This is a genomic window from Pradoshia sp. TA40_28, from assembly GCF_059694525.1.
On record NZ_JCATZO010000006.1, the window covers coordinates 70,473 to 94,357 of the forward strand.

25 protein-coding genes are annotated in these 23,885 nt (G+C 36.5%); 9 read left to right on the top strand and 16 right to left on the bottom strand.

The window, feature by feature from the left end:
• Window positions 1-54: 54 nt before the first annotated feature.
• Together AC58NB_RS09655 and AC58NB_RS09660 are read right to left on the bottom strand one after the other, a co-directional pair.
• Window positions 55-414 (bottom strand): fluoride efflux transporter FluC, encoded by a 360-nt coding sequence (locus AC58NB_RS09655; protein ID WP_497426616.1) that lies wholly within the window; start codon window positions 412-414, stop codon window positions 55-57.
• Window positions 411-791: a fluoride efflux transporter FluC gene (locus tag AC58NB_RS09660; protein ID WP_497426617.1), complete on the bottom strand. Its 381-nt coding sequence runs from the start codon at window positions 789-791 to the stop codon at window positions 411-413. Before AC58NB_RS09660 ends, AC58NB_RS09655 begins: the two co-directional genes overlap by 4 nt.
• 186 nt (window positions 792-977) lie before the next feature.
• On the opposite strand from AC58NB_RS09660, the gene AC58NB_RS09665 reads away from it, so the two are divergent.
• Window positions 978-1,472 (top strand): YkyB family protein, encoded by a 495-nt coding sequence (locus tag AC58NB_RS09665; RefSeq protein ID WP_497426799.1) that lies wholly within the window; start codon window positions 978-980, stop codon window positions 1,470-1,472.
• Window positions 1,473-1,499: 27 nt separating this feature from the next.
• On the opposite strand, the gene AC58NB_RS09670 is transcribed toward AC58NB_RS09665, so the two are convergent.
• Complete coding sequence (locus AC58NB_RS09670; protein WP_497426618.1) at window positions 1,500-2,405, bottom strand: chemotaxis protein; 906 nt, start codon at window positions 2,403-2,405, stop codon at window positions 1,500-1,502.
• 242 nt (window positions 2,406-2,647) lie between these two features.
• Between AC58NB_RS09670 and AC58NB_RS09675 the strand changes: the two genes are divergently transcribed.
• Window positions 2,648-2,824: a hypothetical protein gene (locus tag AC58NB_RS09675; RefSeq protein WP_497426619.1), complete on the top strand. Its 177-nt coding sequence runs from the start codon at window positions 2,648-2,650 to the stop codon at window positions 2,822-2,824.
• A gap of 80 nt (window positions 2,825-2,904) precedes the next feature.
• Here AC58NB_RS09675 and corA read toward each other — a convergent pair whose 3' ends face one another.
• Window positions 2,905-3,864 (bottom strand): magnesium/cobalt transporter CorA, encoded by a 960-nt coding sequence (corA, locus tag AC58NB_RS09680; protein WP_497426620.1) that lies wholly within the window; start codon window positions 3,862-3,864, stop codon window positions 2,905-2,907.
• 163 nt (window positions 3,865-4,027) lie between these two features.
• On the opposite strand from corA, the gene AC58NB_RS09685 reads away from it, so the two are divergent.
• Window positions 4,028-5,182, top strand: coding sequence for an aminotransferase A (locus tag AC58NB_RS09685; RefSeq protein WP_497426621.1), 1,155 nt, complete (start codon window positions 4,028-4,030; stop codon window positions 5,180-5,182).
• Between the two features lie 52 nt (window positions 5,183-5,234).
• On the opposite strand, the gene AC58NB_RS09690 is transcribed toward AC58NB_RS09685, so the two are convergent.
• The 4 genes from AC58NB_RS09690 to AC58NB_RS09705 all read right to left on the bottom strand — a co-directional run bounded on the left by AC58NB_RS09690 (window position 5,235) and on the right by AC58NB_RS09705 (window position 9,501).
• Window positions 5,235-6,116, bottom strand: coding sequence for an NAD(P)-dependent oxidoreductase (locus tag AC58NB_RS09690; RefSeq protein WP_497426622.1), 882 nt, complete (start codon window positions 6,114-6,116; stop codon window positions 5,235-5,237).
• Window positions 6,117-6,276: 160 nt separating this feature from the next.
• Window positions 6,277-7,998, bottom strand: coding sequence for a phosphoenolpyruvate--protein phosphotransferase (ptsP, locus tag AC58NB_RS09695; RefSeq protein WP_497426623.1), 1,722 nt, complete (start codon window positions 7,996-7,998; stop codon window positions 6,277-6,279).
• Entirely contained in the window at window positions 7,998-8,264 is a 267-nt protein-coding gene (locus AC58NB_RS09700; RefSeq protein WP_497426624.1) for a phosphocarrier protein HPr, read from the bottom strand. The genes ptsP and AC58NB_RS09700 overlap by 1 nt, the downstream gene beginning before the upstream one ends.
• Window positions 8,265-8,757: 493 nt before the next feature.
• Window positions 8,758-9,501 (bottom strand): SDR family NAD(P)-dependent oxidoreductase, encoded by a 744-nt coding sequence (locus tag AC58NB_RS09705; RefSeq protein ID WP_497426625.1) that lies wholly within the window; start codon window positions 9,499-9,501, stop codon window positions 8,758-8,760.
• Window positions 9,502-9,716: 215 nt separating this feature from the next.
• Here AC58NB_RS09705 and AC58NB_RS09710 point away from each other — a divergent pair, with 215 nt between their 5' ends.
• Entirely contained in the window at window positions 9,717-10,214 is a 498-nt protein-coding gene (locus AC58NB_RS09710) for a sigma-70 family RNA polymerase sigma factor (protein ID WP_497426626.1), read from the top strand.
• A gap of 66 nt (window positions 10,215-10,280) precedes the next feature.
• On the opposite strand, the gene ykzS is transcribed toward AC58NB_RS09710, so the two are convergent.
• A complete protein-coding gene (ykzS, locus tag AC58NB_RS09715; RefSeq protein ID WP_497426627.1) occupies window positions 10,281-10,475 on the bottom strand; it encodes a protein YkzS in 195 nt (64 codons plus the stop codon).
• Window positions 10,476-10,735: 260 nt separating this feature from the next.
• Here ykzS and AC58NB_RS09720 point away from each other — a divergent pair, with 260 nt between their 5' ends.
• A complete protein-coding gene (locus tag AC58NB_RS09720) occupies window positions 10,736-10,915 on the top strand; it encodes a YkvS family protein (protein WP_497426800.1) in 180 nt (59 codons plus the stop codon).
• A 169-nt stretch (window positions 10,916-11,084) separates the two neighbouring features.
• Window positions 11,085-11,828: a type I methionyl aminopeptidase gene (map, locus tag AC58NB_RS09725; RefSeq protein WP_497426801.1), complete on the top strand. Its 744-nt coding sequence runs from the start codon at window positions 11,085-11,087 to the stop codon at window positions 11,826-11,828.
• A gap of 89 nt (window positions 11,829-11,917) precedes the next feature.
• Here the strand turns inward: map and AC58NB_RS09730 are convergent, their stop codons facing one another.
• The 6 genes from AC58NB_RS09730 to AC58NB_RS09755 all read right to left on the bottom strand — a co-directional run bounded on the left by AC58NB_RS09730 (window position 11,918) and on the right by AC58NB_RS09755 (window position 19,924).
• Entirely contained in the window at window positions 11,918-12,943 is a 1,026-nt protein-coding gene (locus AC58NB_RS09730; RefSeq protein WP_497426628.1) for a YkvI family membrane protein, read from the bottom strand.
• A gap of 267 nt (window positions 12,944-13,210) precedes the next feature.
• Window positions 13,211-13,645: a MarR family winged helix-turn-helix transcriptional regulator gene (locus tag AC58NB_RS09735; RefSeq protein ID WP_497426629.1), complete on the bottom strand. Its 435-nt coding sequence runs from the start codon at window positions 13,643-13,645 to the stop codon at window positions 13,211-13,213.
• 256 nt (window positions 13,646-13,901) lie between these two features.
• A complete protein-coding gene (locus tag AC58NB_RS09740) occupies window positions 13,902-14,072 on the bottom strand; it encodes a Spo0E family sporulation regulatory protein-aspartic acid phosphatase (protein WP_497426630.1) in 171 nt (56 codons plus the stop codon).
• A 218-nt stretch (window positions 14,073-14,290) separates the two neighbouring features.
• Window positions 14,291-16,429 carry an ATP-binding protein gene (locus tag AC58NB_RS09745; RefSeq protein ID WP_497426631.1) on the bottom strand — a complete coding sequence of 713 codons (2,139 nt, stop codon included), beginning with the start codon at window positions 16,427-16,429 and terminating at the stop codon, window positions 14,291-14,293.
• 181 nt (window positions 16,430-16,610) lie between these two features.
• Entirely contained in the window at window positions 16,611-18,911 is a 2,301-nt protein-coding gene (locus AC58NB_RS09750) for a thiamine pyrophosphate-dependent enzyme (protein WP_497426632.1), read from the bottom strand.
• Window positions 18,911-19,924 (bottom strand): 2-oxoacid:acceptor oxidoreductase family protein, encoded by a 1,014-nt coding sequence (locus tag AC58NB_RS09755; protein ID WP_497426633.1) that lies wholly within the window; start codon window positions 19,922-19,924, stop codon window positions 18,911-18,913. Before AC58NB_RS09755 ends, AC58NB_RS09750 begins: the two co-directional genes overlap by 1 nt.
• Window positions 19,925-20,277: 353 nt before the next feature.
• Here AC58NB_RS09755 and AC58NB_RS09760 point away from each other — a divergent pair, with 353 nt between their 5' ends.
• Both AC58NB_RS09760 and AC58NB_RS09765 read left to right on the top strand, forming a co-directional pair.
• Window positions 20,278-21,348 carry an acyltransferase family protein gene (locus AC58NB_RS09760; RefSeq protein ID WP_497426634.1) on the top strand — a complete coding sequence of 357 codons (1,071 nt, stop codon included), beginning with the start codon at window positions 20,278-20,280 and terminating at the stop codon, window positions 21,346-21,348.
• A 183-nt stretch (window positions 21,349-21,531) separates the two neighbouring features.
• Window positions 21,532-23,304, top strand: a complete 1,773-nt coding sequence (locus tag AC58NB_RS09765) for a B12-binding domain-containing radical SAM protein (RefSeq protein WP_497426635.1) — start codon at window positions 21,532-21,534, stop codon at window positions 23,302-23,304.
• Between the two features lie 16 nt (window positions 23,305-23,320).
• Here AC58NB_RS09765 and ykzP read toward each other — a convergent pair whose 3' ends face one another.
• Window positions 23,321-23,476: a protein YkzP gene (gene ykzP / locus AC58NB_RS09770; RefSeq protein ID WP_497426636.1), complete on the bottom strand. Its 156-nt coding sequence runs from the start codon at window positions 23,474-23,476 to the stop codon at window positions 23,321-23,323.
• A 190-nt stretch (window positions 23,477-23,666) separates the two neighbouring features.
• On the opposite strand from ykzP, the gene AC58NB_RS09775 reads away from it, so the two are divergent.
• The gene (locus AC58NB_RS09775) at window positions 23,667-23,861 is read left to right on the top strand and encodes an alpha/beta-type small acid-soluble spore protein (RefSeq protein ID WP_497426637.1); all 195 of its coding nucleotides are present in this window, start codon (window positions 23,667-23,669) and stop codon (window positions 23,859-23,861) included.
• The last annotated feature ends 24 nt before the right edge of the window (window positions 23,862-23,885 follow it).

Below are 23,885 nucleotides of genomic sequence, written 5' to 3' on the forward strand. Positions count from 1 at the left end.
TTCTTTCAATTATTTTATAATATATTGTCGAAATTTCATAGGTACTATCCATTATTAGGCGATACTTTTCATCAGATGATACCAAACCATACAGCAGAAAATTGAACCTGCCAATGAAAAACATATATAGGTCCATAACTTACGATAATCCTTACTAAGCATTAGTTCCAGAGCTTCTATGGCAAAGGTGGAGAAGGTGGTAAAAGCACCCATAGCCCCAATCATCGTAAACATATATAATCCAGTCCCCTTTTCTATACCAAGCCCTGCTAAAACACCGATTAGACTGGAACCAATCAAATTAACGATAAGGGTAGCGACCGGAAATGAACGATTGTACTTACTGAACCAGCTTGACATTAAATATCTCAAACAAGTTCCGCAAAACCCTCCGATTAATACAAATACAATCAACTCACTCGCCTCCCAAACCTTCGTGCAGCGATAAATCCGACCCAAGCCATCCCGAGACCCACAACCATGCTTAATAATAGATAAATGAAGCTTAAAATAGGATGACTGGTTGCCAATTTAGTTATTTCTAAAGCAAAAGTACTCATTGTCGTAAAACCGCCGCAAAGTCCGGTTCCGAAAAATAATTTTAAACGCTCACTTTTTTTATTTTCAAACGATGAATAGGTTAAGTTGGCCAAAACAAAACTTCCAGTACCATTGATGAATAAAGTGACGAAGGGGATCGCATTTTCTGAATACGGAATCAGTAATCCTATCCCATATCGTGCTAATGCACCGATTGCTCCTCCAAAACCCGTAATGAATAGCCTATGCATAAAGACCACTCCTTTTCTCTAAATCCATATCTTTCTTAATGATAATCTATCTCTTTTTAATCATGTAATCATTCATAAACAAGTATCAAGAAATGTTTTCTCTTTTATCCCATAGCTGAACGCGTTATAATCAATTATAGGCTTGTACTAATGATCATGAAATATTCTGAGAAGAAAGGAACATTTATGAACCAAAATAACGGGAAACATCCCAATCCCACCTGTTTTACTGCTGATGATTTGGGAGAAGCAATCTATTCTGTGAATAGACATGCAAAAACGGCACCAGATCCTAAATTCTTATATAAGCTAAAGAAAAAAACCATTATTAAAATGCTTGAAGAAGGTAAAGCAAAAAAATTAGGTCTGCAATATTCCGACCATCCTCACTTAAGCTTCCAACAATCAGATGTACTTATACAATGCGGAAGATACACATTCCATATCCCACCCTCAAAGGATGATTTTCAAACATTAACTCATCTTGGCCATTTATCAAAAGAAGTGAGAAATCCATCTTCCCGGCTATCCTTATCTAAAGCAAAAAAAATATTAATGTCTTATACCGGCTGTAAGGAACAGACGAATGAGGATCCCCCTAATGAGTATAAAAAGAAATACTACAAACCGACTTTTACCCGCCTCGGTGAATCCTATCCATATCAAAACTGGAAAAAATAAAGCTGCTGAACCTTTCGTTCAACAGCTTTATTTTTGTAAAAAGCGGTCTATTTGTCTAACCAGTTCAGCAATCTCAGGTTTACTGATTTGTGCATCCGCTCCTACCAACTCTCCCTTATGCTTTAAATCATCTGTTATAAGAGATGAAAAAATAATGACAGGCAGGTCAGATAAGGCTGGATTTCCTTTTATTCTTTTTGTGAAATGATGCCCATCCATTTGTGGCATTTCAATATCTGTAATAACCAACTGTATATCCTCTTGTAAGGTGCCTGCTTGTGCCTTACTTTCCAAAAAGGCTAGCGCATCCTGGCCATTTTCAAAGAAATCAAGTTGTTCATACCCAGCTTCTTTTAACGTCTCCAGCAATAGCTTGCGCAATAAGGGGGAATCTTCAGCTATTAACAAACGCTTTTCAGATCGTTCTCTAACACCTAATTTTTGAATCTGTGCAACCGTTATCCCTGATTCCGGATTGATTTCTAAGATAATTCTCTCATAGTCAAGTAGTAATAACATTTCATTATTCAATTTTATAACACCTGTGATTTGGCTATCCAAGCCTTGATACATCTCCGTTGGTTTTTCAATTTGATTCCAAGAAATCCGATGGATTTGCGTAACAGTATGTACATGAAAGATTACTTTCATTTTATTAAACTCAGTTACAATAAATTTATCTTTTTGTGGTTGCATAGATGTTGGTAAATTCAGTGCCTTTGCAATATCCACTACAGGTAAAATTTCTCCACGCAGTTCAATGATTCCTTCCACATAATGATGTGTTTGGGGAACACCTGTTACAGGCACCGGATTAATGATCTCCTTGACTTTAATAACGTTGATACCGAATTTGTGATTACCGATACCAAATTCCACAATCTCTAACTCATTTGTACCGCTCTCGAGCAGAATACCCTTCTGTTCATTCACTTTAATCAGCGCCCTTCCATCTACCTAATGATTACTCCCTTTATAAACAAATCCAGTTCTTTTAGATACCCTTTCTATCATTTATCGGATTAAATTAAAGTATTTTTATTTAAAATTAAAATTTATTCCTTAAACTTGTGTATTATGTGAAGCTTTACTCAAAGTTATAGACAGTAATTTGCAATAGGATTATGATACGGATAAGAAAAGATAAAACTTATCCACTGGAAAGAAGGGGTCCGATGATGAAAGGTACTGCCATAATCTATGAAGAAGACCATGTAGTTGCCTGTGTAGAGGATATTAGATTTACGGATGTAGAGAAGTATAGGAATCTACAATTTGATGAATCACCATGTTTGAAATCCTACCTTACTATTTGGCATCCAGAAGAAATAGACTGGGAATACGGATATTAATAAATAAGGCCTATTGATATGAACACACACCCTCTCATTCTGCCTACTTAAAGAAGAGTATATCATTTCATTAGGCCTTATTATTTTTGATCTTTTTTATCATTTCGCCAGAATAACCAACCTTTTAGCATAAATAGTATGATCATGACTACTGTTATAATTACCATAAACAAAAGAACATACCAATACCCATATTTAAATGTTAAACCCGGCATTTCAGTGAAGTTCATTCCGTATAAACCAGCAATAAATGTTAATGGCATAAAAATAGTCGTAATAATGGTCAAAGTCATCATAGTTTCATTCATTTTGTTTGAACTAACCGCCATATAACTATCCCTCAGGTCTGTAGAGAATTCTTTGTATCCATCAACCAGCTCCTTTAATTTCATTAGGTGATCGTACACATCATTGAGATAATGGTGATGTTCAGAAAGGGCACTGATTCTTTCAGAATGAATAATCCTGTACATTAAATCATTCATAGGCAATATAATTCTTCTTAATTTCGATATCATGGTTCGAATTTCATACAATTGATTCATTGGATCATTATTAAAGGAATATTGCAGGTGATCCTCCAGAATATTTAACTGTTCCTCTATTTGATATGCTTTTGGAAAATAAGCATCTACTACCGCATCCAGGATTCTATGAAGGATATGAATAGGAGTATCCAGTTGATTGGCTAATTTCCATACTTCCTCCATTTCTTGAATTGGACTCGCATGAACCGTTACCATTACTTTTTCATTCACATAAATATCAATTTCATTTTTCTTTAACTCACTATCCAATGAATGAATAACAAAAAACATATACGATTCATAAAAATCAACTTTTGGTCTCTGATTGATTTGATCAAGGCAATCTTCAATTGTCAGAGGGTGAAATTCAAACAGTTCCCTAAGTATCTCTGCCTCTGATTCTGTTGGAGCAGTCATATCAATCCACACCAAATTAAATTCTTTCTTCTGAAATTCTTCTAATGTTATTGGCTTCATACACCCAGTTTGTTCCTTAGCAAGTAGCCGGTACATCTCTTCCCCTCCCAATAAAGCTAAACCAAGTACACATAGTATCCCCAAGTGTATATAATCATCCCTTCAGATTCTGCTTGAATCGTCAAACTCAGGATTTGTACACATACTTAAAGCAACCTTATAATAAGAAAAGAGATGTTTTTAGGAGGTATGATTTAGAATGGAACACTTAATAAATCCCCATGTAAAAAGAATAGAAATCTCAGGCATTAGAAAGTTTTATAATATGGTATCTGAGATTGATAATGTCCTGTCTTTTACACTCGGTTTACCCGATTTCCCAACACCCTTACATATAAAAGATAAAGCAATAGATGCCATTCAAAGTGACTGTACCACCTACACCCATAATGCCGGTTTACTGGAACTCCGGCAGGAAGTAGCAAAATTTATGTATAATCATTATTCACTTAAATATGATCCGGTTGATGAGATTCTTGTCACCGTAGGAGCAAGCCAGGCGATTGACATAGCCTTCAGGACTATTTTATCTCCTGGAGACGAAGTTATTTTACCCGGCCCTGTCTATCCCGGGTATGAACCATTAATTCAATTAGCAGGGGGAAAAGCAGTCCATGTTGATACTAGAAATACGGCTTTTAAGATAACTCCAAAATTAATCGCAGCCAACTTAACTGAAAAAACAAAATGTATAGTTCTCCCTTACCCATCCAATCCAACCGGTGTATCAATGACGAAAGAAGAACTAGAAGAGATTGCTGATCTAGTTAGAGGGAAAGATGTGTTCATCCTTGCTGATGAAATCTATAGCGAGTTAACCTTTGACAGAAAACATACATCCATTGGTTCAATATTAAGAGATCAAACGATAACGGTAAATGGGGTCTCAAAATCGCATTCGATGACAGGATGGCGTATCGGCTTCCTTATGGCACCAAAAACCATTGTTAAGCACATGATAAAGGTTCATCAATATAATGTTTCCTGCGCCACGTCAATCTCGCAAATGGCTGCTTTGGAGGCCTTAAAAAACGGCGAAAATGATTCAGCCACAATGAGGGATGAGTATACAAAACGGCGTGATTATGTTTTCAGAAGACTTACTGAGATGAAACTACAGACTGTATCGCCTGATGGAGCTTTTTACTTTTTCATTAAAATACCGGCTGGTTTTAATCATTCTCTTGATTTTGCCCTACAGCTGGTTCAAACTGAAAAAATTGCTGTAGTACCAGGTTCTGCTTTTTCAGAATACGGAGAAGGATATTTCCGTTTTTCCTATGCTGTTTCCATGGAACAACTCGAAGAAGGATTAAACAGATTGGAACGCTTTCTAAAACAACAGATAAAATAAAAAGAAGCATTTCGTGAACAGGCACTCTGCCTTTAACGAAATGCTTCCTTTTTTAAGAACCGGTTAGTCCAGCATAATATTTATATAAAGCCTGTGTACCGGAATCCTCTTCTCCCATATCCGATAATTTTTCATACATGGATTTGGCAAGAGACAAACCAGGAAAGTCCAGACCCAATCGTTCGGTCTCTTCTAACGCAATCTTTAGGTCTTTAATAAAATGTTTGATATAAAACCCTGGTTCAAAATCGCCTTTTAGGATCCTCGGTGCTAAATTAGTTAAGGAAAAACTTCCTGCCGCACCGGTCGAAATGCTTTTCAAGACTGCTTCAGGATTCAGTCCGGATTTTTCAGCATACACAATCGCTTCGCATACACCAATCATATTAGTAGCGATGGCTATTTGATTACATAGTTTCGTATGTTGCCCCGATCCTGCATCTCCCTGATAGATAATATTTGTCCCCATTGCTTTAAATACTGGAAGCATAGTATCAAAGTCTGGTTGATCGCCACCAACCATAATAGCAAGCTTGGCATTTTTAGCACCAATATCACCACCAGACACTGGAGCATCAAGCACATGTAATCCAACTTTTTTACCGGCAGCATAGATTTTTTGGGCTAAAGTAGGAGCAGATGTTGTCATATCAATTAAAAAGGAGCCTGGTTTAGCATGGTTCAATAAACCTTCTGACCCCAAATAGATTTCTTCAACATCCGATGGATAACCCACCATCGTTATAATAACGTTTGTGCTTTCTGCAATCGCTCGGGGAGTTTCTTTCCATTCCGCTCCTTCGGAAAGTAATTCTTCACACTTGGATTTTGTTCTGGAATAAACACTGACAGGATATCCCGCTTTCATTAAATTACTCGCCATACTTTTACCCATTACACCAATTCCGATAAAACCAATATGTAAATTGCTCATATTACTCCCTCCTCCACACCTATCATAACAAAAAAAAATCAACTGGAAAACCAGTTGATTAAGAAAGGGGGGTCACTAAAAGCATGTTGCTGTTTTGTGTCCATTTTTAATTTACCCCTGTGTCTAAGTAATTAAACACGTATATTTATGATTTACTAAATTATTTTTTAGCAGTTGCTTCTTTAACCATTTCAACAATATCTGCTGCTGTCTGCATTTGAATAGCTTTTTCAGCCAACTCTTGCATTTCAGTTCGTGAAAGTGTCTTAATTTGGGAACGTGCACGCAGAACAGATGTCGCGCTCATTGAAAACTCATCCAACCCTAATCCAATCAACAATGGAATAGCCAGTTCATCCCCAGCCATTTCTCCACACATTCCGGCCCATTTGCCTTCTTGGTGAGCTGCGTCGATAACCATTTTCACTAGACGTAAAATGGCAGGATTATATGGCTGATACAAGTAAGAAACACGTTCGTTCATTCTGTCTGCAGCCATCGTATATTGAATAAGGTCATTCGTACCAATACTGAAGAAATCCACTTCCTTGGCAAATTGATCTGCAATGACTGCAGTAGAAGGAATTTCAACCATAATTCCTAATTGAATAGAATCAGATACTTCAATACCTTCCTGTATCAATTTAGCTTTCTCTTCTTCAAGTACTTTTTTAGCAGAACGGAATTCATCCAATGTAGCAATCATTGGGAACATGATTCGTAGATTTCCATATACGCTTGCACGCAGAAGTGCTCTAAGCTGAGTCCTGAAAATCGGTAATTCTTCAAGACACAAACGAATGGCACGGAATCCAAGGAATGGATTCATTTCTTTTGGAAGATCTAGATATGGAAGCTCTTTGTCTCCACCAATGTCCAATGTACGGACAACGACTGGCTTACCATCCATACCTTCCAGTACGGCTTTATAAGATTCAAACTGTTCTTCTTCACTAGGAAGATTATCTCTACCCATATACAGGAATTCAGTTCGATATAATCCAACAGCCTCAGCACCATTAGCTTTTACTCCTTCAAGATCTTTAGGAGTACCAATATTGGCTGCCAATTCAACCTGATGACCATCTTCTGTTACTGTTTTTTCATTAACAAGTTTTGCCCATTCAAGTTTTTGCAGTGCATACTCATCAGCCGCTTTTTTATATTCTTCGATTAGTTCTGGTGTTGGATTAATATGTACTTCGCCTTTAAGCCCATCAAGTATGATCATATCACCATTTTGAATCATTTCAGTTGCTTGTTTGGTTCCAACAACTGCAGGTATTTCGAGTGAGCGAGCCATAATTGCAGAGTGTGAAGTACGTCCACCAATATCTGTAGTGAACCCTTTAACGAATTCTCTATTTAATTGAGCAGTATCTGAAGGCGTTAAATCCTCCGAAACGACAATCACTTCTTCGGCAATCATACTTGGGTTTGGAATTTGTACTCCAAGTAAATGACTGATTACTCGTTTTGTCACATCACGAATATCTGCTGCTCTTTCTTTCATATATTCATTGTCCATTTGTTCAAACATGGTGATGAACATATCAGCGATTTCACGCATGGCAAATTCAGAATTGATTTTTTCTGACTTAACTTTATCCTGTACAGCACCAAGCAACTCAGGGTCATTCAAAACAAGGATATGAGCATCAAAAATAGCTGCTTTATCTTCCCCTTGTTCTGTTTTAACCTTCTCACGAATTGTTTCCAATTCCGTTTGAGCTTTCTTCACAGCCTCATCGAGACGTATTAATTCTGTGTCGATATCAGAAATGGTGTTTTTTGTTACAGTTAAGTCAGGCTCCATTAAACGATAAGCTTTTGCTATGACGATACCATTAGATGCCGCTATCCCGTTTAACATAGTTGTCATTAGTTAGCCAATCCTTCTTTTGTTAATGTTTCTTCGATTGCATTCAACGCTTCTTGTTCGTCACTTCCTTCAGCAATAATCGTAATATCAGATCCACTGCCAATTCCAAGAGACATAACGCCCATGATTGATTTAAGATTTACTTTCTTTTCTTTATATTCTAAGTTGATATCTGAATTGAATTTACCTGCTGCTTGTACGAGCAAAGTTGCCGGACGAGCATGAATTCCTGTTTCTGCAGTTACATGAAAAGTTTTTTGTACCAAAGTAATCGAACTCCTTTATTAATAGTATTAGTTTGTTTTGGCCATAATAATTCTAGCTGCTTACATCTTTATGATTTTACCCAGTTTCAACCGGTCCTATGTATATAATGATGAACAGTTGAAATTATGTACCTTTTCTCACAATACAGGTTATACCCTATAAGAAGAATGTACCGAAAAAATCTAAATTTTTCAACTGCTTTTATCTATTTAGAACCAAAAATTAATCTAAACGTTAAAATTAAATGAAACATCATTAACTAAACGAAAATATCCGATTCCTCCCCAAACATTCCAGAGATCCTAAAAAGGCAAGTAACCAGTAGCCATTTAATCAAGTGTCTGTAAGTAAATATAATGATTCACAGCTATATTTTATATAGCTTGGCAATACAACTAAATATTGTATAACCACCTCGATTTTACAACAAAGGTATTTATAATGACAAATTTGAAGAACCTACTCGATTATTATTTTATCTCACAAAGAATTTTAATCTTCATAAATCATTTTTCTGGTCATTCCGCCATCAATCACCAAATTTTCTCCATTAATAAAATCGTTATTGAGATCGCTTAAAAACAAACATGCTTTCGCTATATCTATCGGCTTTCCAACTCTGCCGGAAAAATGCTGAGTGTGATCCGCTTCACGCAAAGCAGAGTAATTATCCGTTTGAATCCAGCCAGGACTAATACTATTAACACGAATGCCTTTTTTGGCTAATGAAGCACTTAATGCATGTGTTAGGGCCAGGATCCCACCTTTAGAAGCAGCATAGGCTTCTGAATGTGGTTCAGATTGAGTTGCACGGGTAGACGCAATATTAATAATCGAACCACCCGCTTCATTCATAATCTTAGCTCCTTCCCTTGAAAGGATAAATATACTTCGTAAATTAGTATTCAAAATACGGTCCCATTCTGCTGTTTCCATTTCAAATAACGGAGTAAATGTTGATACTCCGGCATTATTTATAAGAATGTTAAGTTTATTCCATTTATTCCTGATTACTTCCATTACATGAAGACAATCCTCTTCTTTACTGAGATCAGCTCCAATAAACAAAACTTCGTACCCCTTCCCCCTTAAGTTAGCCTCTACATCCTTTCCTGTTTCTTCATCTATATCTGTTAGAACAACAGTTTCTCCCTTAAGCGCATATTGTGTTGCGATTTCTTTTCCAATTCCATTTGCAGCACCTGTGACTAATACAACTTGATTTTTACGATTCACTTTACATTCTCCTTTTCAAATATCTTAAAATGACTAATTCTCTCATAAAAGTTCATAAATTAAGAATTTCCTCTATTTTAAATAAAAAGATTATGAATTTTCCCCTAAATAACAGACTCTATTTTCGCATTTCCTTTTTTTACAGAAAGGAACTTACCCTTTACTTTAAAGATACCCGGGAAAATAGAGGTCGCACCTCACAGGGAAGGATTATTATGGATAATTTTGATACGTTAGTTAACCAATACAATCCATTAATTCACCATATTATGAGAAAGCTTCATATCATATATGATCATGACGAATATTATCAAATCGGATTAATTGCTCTTTGGGAGGCAAGCCTTAACTTTGATCCAGCGAAAGGTCAATTTCTCTCTTATGCATATAAATCCATACAAGGTAAGATGCTTATCCAACTTTGTAAGTCAACTAAAATAGGCGAAAGAGAGCTAAAGAAATCGCCTGAATACTGGGATCTCCTTAAAGTGGAAGATGATGTGCTGATCCTGGAATGGTACTTTCCAGAGCCCCTTCTCACGTCCTTAACGATCAATCAATATAATTGGTTGGCTGAATATATTCAATTTGGTAAAAGCATCACAGATATTGCACATGAATACCATACAACCTATGCAACTGTGAAGTCATGGAAATGTTCAACATTAAAAAAATTAAAGCATTATCTTGATATGCATCCGGACGCTTTCTAACTCTATGTCATCCTAAGTGCTATAAAACAAACCCAATTGCATTAGAATTGGGTTTGTTTATTTCATTTAACTTCGCGGCTCCTTCAAGTATTGATAAGTTAAACCACCGCCTATATGGGCAGTTCCGCGAAAATGTTTAAAATCCTCCCTCTCCACAAGCACAGAGCGAAAAGCCATGAAGTCTTGTTTTGTTACATCCAGTTTATCTATTTCACCATTTTTTAATTGATCAAATAGTGATTGAATTTCTTCTTTATTCATTCATAAAACCTCCTCATCTATACATCAACATCATACTCTCAATCTCCCCCCATGAACAAGTATTCGATAAGCTCAGAAAAATAGTAATTATTTATCCTTTTGAGATTCCAATTAATCACAATTTATACTATAATTACAATATTAATTTTTTAGGGATTTCACTTTATAAGTTGCCTTTAAAAATCCCTGAATCTTGAGATTAATAAGTTTACTATTTAGATATGTTGATAACTTTATAAAACTGAAAAGGTGTGAACATGATGAAGAAGGCCGATGTAGGCAATATGATTGAATTTCGCAATGGTTTACGCGGAATTGTTGAGAAAGTAAATGAAAACTCTGTCATAGTAGATTTAACTTTAATGGAAAACTTCCATGAACTGGAGCTAGAAGAAAAAACAGTTGTCAACCATAAAAATTATACGATTATATACGAATAACAAGGAACGAGGCTTAATTGTCCTCGTTTTTATTTTTCCACTCCCATCATCACTTACTTTAATTTTATTAAAAACTTAGATATAATAGTAAGAATCGATTCCATTTTGGAACCTTTCAACTAAACTTTTCATACGAATGAAAAGCATAACAGAAAGCGGGTTTAGTATCATGATTGTAAAAAACGATAAAGACTTAGAAGGTTTAAAAGCAGTAGGCGCAGTGGTCTCACGTGTTAGGGAAACTCTGAAAGCCGCAACAGTTCCTGGTATTACAACACTGGAGCTTGATTTAATTGCAAAGAAATTATTTGAAGAAACCGGTGCGATATCTGCTCCAAAAAACGAGTATGATTTCCCCGGCTATACATGTATTAGCGTGAACGAAGAAGTGGCTCATGGAATTCCAGGAAAACGGATCATAAACGAAGGCGATATGGTAAATATCGATGTCTCTGCCGTATTAAATGGATATTACGGTGATACGGGTATCTCATTCCCAGTTGGCTCTACAACCAGTCAAAAAGAAAGCTTATGCCAGTGCGCTGTAGATGCCTTCCATCACGGAATCAGCAAAGCAAAAGCTGGATCCAAGAAAAACCAAATTGGTAAAGCTGTTTACAATACAGCCAAACAAAATGGATTTAATGTGATTAAAAATCTAACTGGTCATGGAATAGGAAGAAGCCTGCATGAAAAACCGGATCATATTTTAAACTATTATGATCCATGGGATTCTGAACTTCTTCAAGAAGGAACGGTTTTAGCTGTTGAACCATTTATCTCGACAAAAGCTACAATGGTGACAGAAGCTGGCGATGGATGGACGTTTATCACAAGCGATAAGAGCTTAGTCGCACAATGTGAACATACCATTATCGTAACTAAAAACGAACCAATCATTTTAACTTTATAATAAAAACACGAAAGAGAAGGGAAACTCCCTTCTCTTTCTTTATGCCTGCTGTACAGGGAGCTTTTATCCCTTACTAGTGGTAACAGTTCTTATTTTCTCACAGCTAATAATAGTAAAAAACTCAAACTTATGTATCCAAAAATTGGATATAACAAGGAAATTAACGGGCCATAATCAAGTTGACCTACACATAAGCAAATCGCAAATATACCAACATACAGCGACCAGGATGGTAATTCAGTTGCTTTTTTCAGTTGCCTCTCAAGACCAAACGCATTCCCAATTAAGCTTGAAAAAATCTCTCCAAAAATAATGAATAAATAGAGTCCATATAAAAATGGTGCAATCTGTTTCATTACATAAGCAGTTGGTATATTAATATGTTCAATCCCTGCCACAGAAGATAAGGAAATATGGCAGCTAACCAAAACAATGGCTAATATAATTCCACCTAAATTAGCCCCTTTTCGGATAATGTTTTCATCTTGAATTTCAGTTGCAAGCGGAACAAGAACAGCTTGTGTCAATGCAAGATTAAAGGCTGCATAAGAAAAAGGGGATAGAATCATTTTCCAGCTTACTGAATCTGGAATGTGAAACAAAGTATAAATGGGATTAATATGGACGATTGAAACACACATTAAGGCTACATTAAAAGCAATCATCGCGGGCACAACAAACGTATTAATAGATAGTAATCCTTTTGTCCCCCAGCTCATCACAACAACCGAAAGAAATGTAGTAAAGATCATCCCGCCGATTTTTGAGAAGCCCAATTGCTCTTCAAACAGCCCGCCAACCCCTGACATCATAACACCCGTAACCCCAATCAACATCCCCATAAAAAGGATATTAACAAAAAAGGAGATACGTTTACCGTATAGCCAATCGTTAAATTCCATATAATTTTTTAAATTTTTATGTAAAGCAATAATCATTATTTTTCTGCCAGTTATAATAAAGATATACCCTGCAAGGATTATGCCTAATAAACCATAAAATCCATACTGGGTAAAAAATTCATATATTTCCTTTCCAGTTGCAAAACCTGCTCCAATTACCGTACCAACGTATACAGCTGCAACCTGGAAGATACCTACACGCTGTTTATTCACCCTTGTCCCACCCCCGCTTATACTCACTGTATGCGGGTCGATTGTCTTTATGATTAAAATATTTGCTTGCCATCACCCTTATTCGTATTTATCAGGTGAAAGGTAAACACCTTCCCTATCCCTGAATACAAAACACTTTATTCTCTCGGTCCTGTCCAAATAAGCAAAAAAATAGTTGTCGACTAATCGACAACTAAGCTAAATTTATAGAGCTTGCGTACTCTTTTATTAAAAAAATGTCCTCTATAATCAAATAGTTAAAATGAATTATTTAACAGGTACAGATTTCCCTATTTTTTTCAGAAGCTCAATCACGATTATTTTCTCTTCATCTGTTAGGTCATCCATTAAACCCTCAATTCGTTCCTGATGCTCTGGAAAAATACCTTCAAGGAATTCCTTTCCCTTATCGGTTATTTGCGCATACGTCACTCGTCTATCAGTAGGGCTTGCAACCCTTTTTAATAATTGCTTTTTTTCCAGTTTATCTACAACATAGGTAATGCTGCCACTGGCAAGCAGTATTTTATCGCCTATATGTTGCAATGGCTGATCTCCTTTATGATAGAGAAGTTCAAGTACTGCAAATTCCGTAGGGTTAACTCCCGATTTTTGAATATATTTGTTTGTATAGTCACTAATTGCCCGGTAAGCTCTCGACAGGACAATAAATATTTTTAAAGAATGATTTTGTTCTTCCATACTAACCACCTACAATTTATGGGTAAAATTCCACGTTATCATCCGCGTAATTATACTTCTTTCCTATTAAAAAGTAAAACTATATAGTAACAGTGTTCATTGAAGCTTAAAGAGAAGGTCGTCTTTGGATGGAGTGTACGGAAGATAAAAATTTTTAGTTTATACCAATCAGGTATACCCCTAACACTTCCATACTTAGTTATACTGGTTCATTTTTTCGGGGTGCTATATTTTATTTTGATCCCTAAACAAATCACTAATTAAGTACTGAAAAAGTCATTCTGATATGTTCTATTATTAACTGATCAAGCTGTCTGCTCAAATTTAATGTTCCTTCATCTAAAAAGCCATTGGTATTGGCATGACTAATCATCTTTTCCCTTGTAGTTCTAATGGCGGTTTCGAGACTTTCTTTTCGATTCTGCAAGAAGAGCTCCTCCTTTTATCCCCTAAAATATACATACAAAAAGATATTATGTCAAAATTATAAAATAATGTAAATACAATCGCAAAAATAGACAAAAAACAATTATGGAAAATTCTTTTTTTATACATATTTCAGCAAAAAACCTCATACAAAAAACAAGAAACCCTCCGTAGACCAAAGAGTTTCCTATTTTTCACTCTTATTTTGTTTTGATCGGATCAAGAGAATTCATGATTGATTGGCAGATAAATTTGAAATAACGTCCCTTTTCCTTCTTCACTTGCCACTTCAATCCAGCCAGCATGCTCTTCAATGATTTTGTAGGTGACCATTAACCCAAGACCCGTTCCCTTTTCTTTGGTCGTATAAAATGGTTCTCCCAACTTATCCAGGACAGCCTCTGGGATCCCAGTCCCATAATCCTGTATCGAAATTAATATATGATTATCAAAAAATAATTCGGTTGTAATATCAATAAATCCCCCTGCAGGCATAGCTTCAATAGCATTTTTAATTAGATTGATCAAAACTTGCTTAAGTTGATTACTCTCACAATGGATGGGAGGTATTTTAGCGAAACGAGTATGAAACTGAATATTGAGCATAGAAGCCTGCGCACTTAACAGATCCAACGTATTAGCTATAATGGTATTCACCTGCACAACTTGATAGGAAACAGCCTGTGGCTTTGCAAGGATTAAGAAATCTGTGATAATCGTTTCAATCCTCTGCAATTCAGATGAAATAACCTGAAAATATGTTGAAAATTCACCATGCAAGCTTCCTTCCAACAACTGAATAAAACCTTTTAAAGCAGTCATTGGATTCCTAATTTCGTGAGCAATCCCAGCGGCTAACTCACCAACTACATTTAATGTATCAGATTTCTTTAATTGCTCCTCCATCCGCAGCTTATCCGTAACATCTCTAAAGATAGTCAAATTCTTACCCGGAATAACATCCAGCCTCGATGAAAAATCAAGTTGTTTAATTTGTCCATCTCTACATGTTAGTTCACAAACAAAGTGATGATGCTTATTCTTGTTAATAAATGATATATGCCTTTGCAAATGTTTGTTCTGCTGGTCACTCAAATCAAATAGTTCTTGAAATTCTTTATTTTGTATATCATCAATAGGAGCCCCAATGATTGCAGCTCCAGGTTCATTAATATCAAAAATTTTACCGTCAGAGCCCCAGATAATAATTCCATCAAATGTACCATCAAAAATTTTTTTAAATTTATTTTCTGATATGCGAAGCTCCTGTTCCATCTCCCGCTTATCACTAATATCTTTACAAAGAAACAGCGTATATGGACTCTTGCTAATTTGTTTTTTTGTTAATTCAACAATCTTCTTCCCTTTTGGAAAATGGCAGATTAGTTCCGCCTTCTCTTCATCGTTCAAGTTCTTTAAATCCGCTGAATGAAAAAGAGGTAAATCCTCTATATTCATATTAACTAAATCCACACGGGACTTTTCTACCAATGTACAGGCAGGTTCATTGGCCTGAACGATCATCCCTTTCGCATCGACCATGAAAATACCATCCATTGATTGGCAAAACACACTTTGAATCCCTTCAATCAGATGATGATTAGTATCCGATTCTTCAAGAACATCATAGATAATTGTATAATATAAACCACTGTAAAAATTATATTGGCTCGTATATTGGTATGTAACCTCCTTTGAACCCAGTACAAGTTCAATAAGGTGAAAATTAGAGCTATTCGTAGGTATGTGATTGAGTATGATTTCAAATTTATCTTTGTAAGCCGGTGAAATGAATTGGTACAGGCTTTTTCCGAGAATTCTGGATTTATCTATCTTTACCAGATCACAAAATGCTTTATTCCCATCTACTATGATTCCTTCCTTTGTATGAATGACGATATAGCACTGTAAATTATTGAGGATATCAGAATATAAATTATCCTGACTTGCCCATCTCTTAGTAACTCCCTTTTCTGATGGGAGGAACATATAGGTTATCCTCTCTGAATGTGAATCTAAAACAGCATTTACCTCTAGTTTCACCATAAATGAATCAGAAGCCTTTACTGCCCATATATTCTCTGAATAACCACTTTTGTACATTTTATTAATATGGTCATCAATAGTCTCATTCGGTACTGATAAAAGAAAGTCCCGTAGATTAGCAGGTGTCCCTTCTCTCCCTAACTGATGGTATAACTTAATTGCCTGGTCATTCTGAGATACTATATTTAATTCCATATCTGTTATAATGATTGCTTTTGTAAAAGAGGAAAAAAAATGCTCCCATGTCTGAAATCTTGTACGCAAAGTCATATTTCCCTCTAAAGTCCCCGCTTTATTATTCCATTCATTCAAAGGAATCCTCCTCATACCAATGACATATAATATGATACTTATTCTACAAAATTATGGAAAAACCTTTTTAATCAACTAGAATCAGACTAAATACCTTCATTGCCATCATTCAGTACTATAGACAGAAAAAACCCTGAAGAGATTATTCTATAGGATCTCTTTCAGGGCTTTTATCAAATTTCTAGAGAGAAGGATTCTCATGCTTGGCAAGCAATCGATTCCATCGTCTATTTACTTCTTGTTCAAATTCTTTAAGCATCCAAGCATTCTCTTCTTTTAGCAAATGCTTAGTTTTCCCCATATACGTTAACCATTCAGACAATTCAATCCGTTTTTTCCTTGCTTCCGGATTATACGTTATAGTCGTTTCTCCATTTTCCACCTCATATAGCGGAAAGAAACAAGAATTTACTGCAGCTTCCATGATCTTTGCACCATAGCGCTCTTCCGCTTTCCAATTCAATGGACAGGTGATTAAGATTTTACCGTATACGGTTCCTACATTTTGTGCATACCATTGGGCTTTCGCTGCCTTCTTAATTAAATCCTGCGGGAAAGCTTCTGAACCTGTAAAAACATAAGGTATACCGGTCGCAGCCATTATTTGGGCTGTATCTTTATGATGGAACGCTTTTCCTTTTTGCTCTCTACCTACTCCTGTTGTACTTGTCATATGGCCAATCGGGGTAGAGTAAGACATTTGTGATCCAGTGTTCATATAGCCCTCATTATCGTACTCGAGCATAATAAGCTTATGATTACGTAAGGCTGTTCCAATAGCGGAACCCATTCCAATGTCCATCCCGCCATCTCCGGTGATCATGACAAAAGTTGCGTCATCACTGATGGAGATTTCACCCCGGCGTTTCTTCTCTAAAAATGCTTCAAGAGTTCCGGATAATGTCGCTGGTCCATTTTGGAAAAGATTGTGTATCATCGTCTGTTTATGAGAACTGTAAGGATAAGCTGTTGTCACTACATAGGCACAACCCGTTTGAAACAGGACAACGATATCCCCTTCAATCCCTTTAAAGAACAACTCCAGTGCAGGGAAAATTCCGCATCCTGGACATGCTCCATGGCCCGAAGCCAAACGCTTCGGCTTGCTCATCAATGAGCGTAAAGGTGGAATACGAACCTTTAATTTGCCGCTCTCCTCATCAGGGGTAACCTGAATAAGCCCTGTTTTATATACATCACCACTATGTGACTCTATAACAGGTTTTGGTGCGTCTGCAGACATTCCCGGATTAACTCCATAATAATCAAACGCTTTTTCAACCTGACCATTAGCTAATGTCTGTAAGGACATTTCAAAAAATGCTCTTGCATCTTCAGGATAAAAGTCTTTCCCACCCAAACCAAACACGCGGCTTAACACCATTGTATGGTTATCATGATCTTCCTGTAAGGCTGATTTCACTTCATGAGTCAAATTAGGACCATTAGCACCATAGGAATCTGCTCGCTCGCCAACCAATAACACTTTTACATTTTTAAGAGCCTCTCTGATTTCTTCTGCCGGGAACGGACGGATAATATTGGGGCTGATGACACCTGCTTTTATCCCTTGTTTTCTTAAATCATCGACAACATCCTTGGCTGTTTCAGCGGCTGAATTCAATAGGAATAATGCTACCTCCGCATCCTCCATTCTATAGAGATCCAGTATCCCATATTGGCGTCCTGACAGTTCAGCATATTCGCGAGCTACCTGACTGAAAACCTCTCCGGCTTTATACATTGCTTCCGATTGCTGATAATGATTATTCATTAAATCATCCCCATTCATATGGGCACCAATAGTTATCGGATTCGCTACATCAACATGAGGAAATTCAGTTGGTATCTCACCAACAAATTTTTGGACAATTTCTCTATCTTTAAAATAATTCACTTTTCTCTTCTGATGGGAAGTAAAGAATCCATCATAAGCTACAATAACCGGCAAACGAACATCCGCATGCTCTGAAATTTTCAAAGCCATTATATTCATATCATAAACAGCTTGCGGCGTTCTAGCTGTCAAAATAATCCACCCGGTATTTAAAGCAAAGTATAAATCAGAATGGTCGCCGCGGATGTCGAGCGGACCACTGATCGATCTTGTAACAAGGTTCATTACCATTGGAAAACGTGTACCTGATTGAACCGGCAGCTGCTCAAGCATATACATAAGACCATTTGCACTTGTTGCATTAAACACTCTTGCTCCTGTCACAGCAGCACCATAACAAATACCTGCAGAACCATGCTCTCCATCAGCTGCAATCAATTGGATATCGTGTTCTCCCCTCGATTTCATAATATCCAAATACTGAGCAATCTCAGTTGATGGTGTAATCGGAAAGTATCCCATCACATGATAATTAATTTGCGCTGCTGCCATTGCTGCCATTTCATTACCTGATTCAAATGTAGTTACTTGTTCAGCCTTAACATCCTTCACCAGTTCAGTTAGTTCCATTTCTGATATTGCCATTATTTCTTCCCTCCTGCTATATAAGGAAACGACTGTTTCACTGTATTTTCATCAGCAAATCCAAGGATTTCTCTCATCTCCTGTAAAGCATTGGTCGGACACGCTTCGATACATTTCAAGCAGCCTTTACAGTATTGATAGTCAATGCCTGTTAAGAACATTTGCTTGCGTCCTCGCTTATCTTCCCCCTCTTCCCAAACAAAACAAAAATCTGGGCATGCTGTATCACAGGCAGCGCAATGGATGCATTTTTCTATATCCCATTCAGGTAGAAACCCTTGCCTTGAACCGGACAAATCTTTTAGTATGCTGTTTCCCTGAGCGATAATCGTCCCACCAATAACTTGAGTTTCATATCCCAATGCAGGTAATTCGCGCTGATAACTTTTCCCCTCTGCATCTTCAGATACTTCGTAGTGCTTGAAACTTACCTCACGATAGCCACGTTCAAACGTACGAATATTCGGCTCAACTAAATGCGGATACTTCTTTTCAAATGTTTTTCTGATGACGTCTTTCATGGATTCTGGATTAAGGAAATCACATATACGAAACAAAGCTCCAAGCATAGCCGTGTTTACCTTTGTCTTTTCTTCAACCGCTATCCCAAGGGCATCGACTACCGCCAATGTTCCATGCTGCAGATTTAAATCCATTCTTATTTGATCAGACTGACGAGTCGAATTGACAAGCACAATTCCATCCGGGCGTAAGCCACTCACTACATCAACCATTTTATACAATGCTTCATGGAACACTCCAATAACATGGGGTTCTTCTATTGGACTGTGGTCACGTATTTCAGTGCCGGCATCACAGAAACGGACAAAACTCTTCACGGGGGACCCTTTCTTTTCCGAACCATAAGAAGAGAAATTAGACCCATTCAATCCATGACCAAGAACACCTGATTCAGCAAGCATCTTTCCAGCCAGGTTTGCTCCGAGTCCTCCAATTGACTCTAAACGGATTTCATAAAAACCTTGTTGATTCTTTTTTGGAAGTATTGTCATTCTTATTCCTCCCTATTATCATTCGACAACTATGTTTTGAAGTTGATTGAATAAAAACCAAGACACATTGCCATTCTATATAATATTCATATGAATACAGATCTATTTGGAATAATTTTTACATTGATACTGTTAATTATTTTTCATAAAAATAATATATAACAGGTACATACATAGTTATGGTACAGATTTTTCAAATCCACCATATCGATTATAGTACGGAACAGGACTTTAATCACTTTGTTAAATATGGTTCAATAGGATGCTTTTACTAATTATCCAATGTATTTTGTTTACTACATTTTAAACAGGGAATATAAGAAAGAATTTGTCCAGAAGATTGGGAGGCAACTATGAGGCAAAGAGAAAGTTACTTTGATAATGCAAAATTCATATTAATGTTTTTCGTTGTCTTTGGTCATATTTTACGAACATATATTAATCAAAACGATATAATTTATGCTCTATATAACACAATCTACACCTTTCATATGCCTGCTTTTATTCTGTTATCAGGATTTTTCGCAAAAGGCTTTAACAAAAAGGGCTATATAAAAAAATTAAGCACGAAGTTGATTCTTCCCTATTTAATATTCCAAGTCATCTATACCATTTATTATTATTACTTATTCGATGAATCTACTCTTACATTCGAAGCACTAGAACCCAATTGGTCCTTATGGTTTCTTTTAAGTCTATTCTTTTGGAATTTAATGCTTTTCGCTTTTACCAAATTTAAACCTTTAATGGGTATTGGATTAGCAATCGGGCTTGCTTTACTCGTCGGATATATTGATACAATCTCTACTTATCTAAGTTTGTCACGTACTTTTGTCTTTTTTCCGTTTTTTCTGATAGGTTATCATCTACAAAAAGAACATTTTCATAAGATAACAACCAGGAAAACTAAACTGTTCGCTTTGACATCCTTCGGGATCATTTTCATTTGGTTCTCATTTTTTCCAGAAATAGATTCTCAATGGCTACTTGGATCCAAGCCTTATTCGGAAATCGAGACGGTATCGTTCCTATCTATGTTTAAGCGACTTGGATTTTTCATTGTCAATTCTATTATGATTATGAGCTTTATGGCTCTTGTACCTAAGGGAAGCTATTTCTTCACAAGATGGGGTACCCAAACCTTATATGTGTATTTATTACATGGCTTTTTTGTACGTACTTTTAGATTCACAAGTATTAGTGAATATTTCACTACCGTAGAGAACTATATTCTATTAGGTGCTATATCACTAATCATTACCATCGCTCTATCCAGTACTTTTGTCAGTTCGCTTACACAGCCACTTATAGAATTTAATACTCGCCATACTAAAATAATGATCTATAAGATGAAGGGGTATTTACATTTTTATAAACAAAAATTTAATTTTGCTAAAACCATGAATCGCAGTCCTTCGGAATAATCCGAAGGACTTTTTTATTACTGGATTGTGTCTCTCTTCTTATTGGAATTCTCTCTATAACCTGCTTCTCATAAATAATTCCACCTTTAGAAAATATGTAAAATTCCGCCAATACTGTAAACCCACACACAAATGTGATAATATGAATTGTTAGCAAACGGTGAAAGGAAGTATGACAAATACATGAGAATTATCGGAACTACTTTAAATGCCAAATATATTCATACCAATTTAGCCCTTCGTTATTTAAAAGCCTATGCAGAACCAGAGTACAATGTCGAAATCATTGAATATACGATTAAAGATCCGGTCATGAATATCGTTACTGATTTATATAACCAGAAGCCAGATGTCATTGGGTTTAGTTGTTATATTTGGAATATGGAAGAGATAAAAAAAGTCATTACACTATTAAAAAAAATTAATCCGGACATCTATATAGTTCTTGGTGGTCCAGAAGTCACATATGATCCATTCTTCTGGCTCAAAGACATACCTGGAGCTGATTTCATCGTAATAGGTGAAGGAGAAGCTACATTTAAAAATCTTCTTGCAGAAATAGATGGCAATAAAGACTTTCACAGTGTTCAGGGGATTGCATTTCTTGAAGGTGAAAAACCAATTCTGACACCTGCCGCTCCGAAGGTAGATCTGAAGTCCATTCCATCCCCATTCAGATTTGAAGAGGATGTTCCCAACTTATCAAAACGAATTACGTATATTGAAACTAGCCGCGGTTGCCCTTTTAACTGTCAGTTCTGTCTCTCATCCATAGAGACCGGTGTTCGTTTCTTTAACAGAGAAGATATCAAGGATGACATTCGTTTTCTGATGAAAAATGGAGCAAAAACAATTAAATTTATGGATCGTACCTTTAATATCAGCCGTAGTTATGCTCTCGACATATTTGAATTTCTGATTAAAGAGCATGAGCCGGGCTGCGTGTTTCAATTTGAAATAACAGCGGATATTATGAAGCCGGAAGTTATTGAATACTTAAACAAAGAAGCTCCCCCGGGCTTATTCCGTTTTGAGATTGGTGTCCAATCAACGAATGACTATACAAATGAATTAGTAAAACGGAAACAAAACTTCGACAAATTAAAACGGACGGTCACTATGATTAAAGAGGGAGGGAAAGTGGATCAGCATCTGGATTTAATAGCGGGTCTACCCGAGGAGAATTATACCTCCTTCCGAAAAACATTTGATGATGTGTTTGAAATGCGGCCAGAGGAACTTCAACTAGGCTTTTTAAAAATGCTTCGCGGTACAGGTTTGAGAACTCAGGCTAAACAATGGGATTATCAATACATGGATCAAGCCCCATATGAAATTGTCAGCAATAATGTCATGCCCTTTTCCCACATCATAAAAATCAAGCAGGTTGAGGATGTACTCGAGAAATATTGGAACGATCACAGAATGGATCTTGGTATGGAGTATATAGTTGGCACTGTTTATAGCTCTCCTTTTGACTTCTTCCAGGAATTCGGTAGTTATTGGGAAGAGAAAAAATGGTCACGTATTGGACATCAGCCTGAGGATTTATTTAAGCGTCTCGTTGAATTTATTGGTGTGACGAAACCTGATAGTCTCGATACTCTCATTTCTTTATTAAAAGTGGATTATTTATCCCCACTTACCTTTAAACCGCGTAAACCATGGTGGGAATATTCCATGACCAAAAATGAGAAATCTCCAATATATCAAGCCGTCCTGGCTAATCCTCATCTGATTGGTGAAGAATTTAAGGATTTGAATTTAAACGAAAAGGAACTCTATAAGCATGTTCTAATTGAGGAACTATCAATTGATATGCAGCATTATGTAGTGACAGGTGAAGTAATAACGGCTCCTACCTTGTTGATTGCCTACTTCCATCCAAAGCATGGCGGGTCCAAGCTATTTTATGTACCTTCAGCTATATTTTCAAAAGGAATAGAGCTCGACTAACGTCGAGTCTCTATTTTTATTTGCCTTGTTTACCACGTTTAGAATTACGATTAGCGCCCTTCATAGGGTTCTCACCATGTGTAAATTCTGCAGAAAACTCTGTGTCCTGCAGATTTTTCTTTGGGGTTTTACTCAATTTATTAACCGCATTCATTTCTGCCTTACGTTTCATTTTACACACTCCTTTTCTTGTCTTTTAGTATTTGTTCAGGTTTACATTTCATGCAAGGATTCACACTATATTAAAAGGGAAACCATGCCTATTCCACCATACTTTAAACTGCATTAGATCATGGATTTCATCCATATTAAAGAATGTGGAGAATAAAAAATCCACAGTATAGGTATGTGAGGTGAATGAAATGTCCAACAGTAATAAACTATTGGTACCAGGTGTACAGCAATTGCTTGATCAATATAAATATGAAATAGCTGCCGAATTCGGCGTTACATTAGGTTCAGATACGGTTTCCCGTGCAAACGGTTCAGTGGGTGGGGAAATAACTAAACAGCTTGTGAAACATGCACAAGAACAACTGCGTGGAAAAACTAAATAAATGGCATCAAAATAGTCCGGAAAA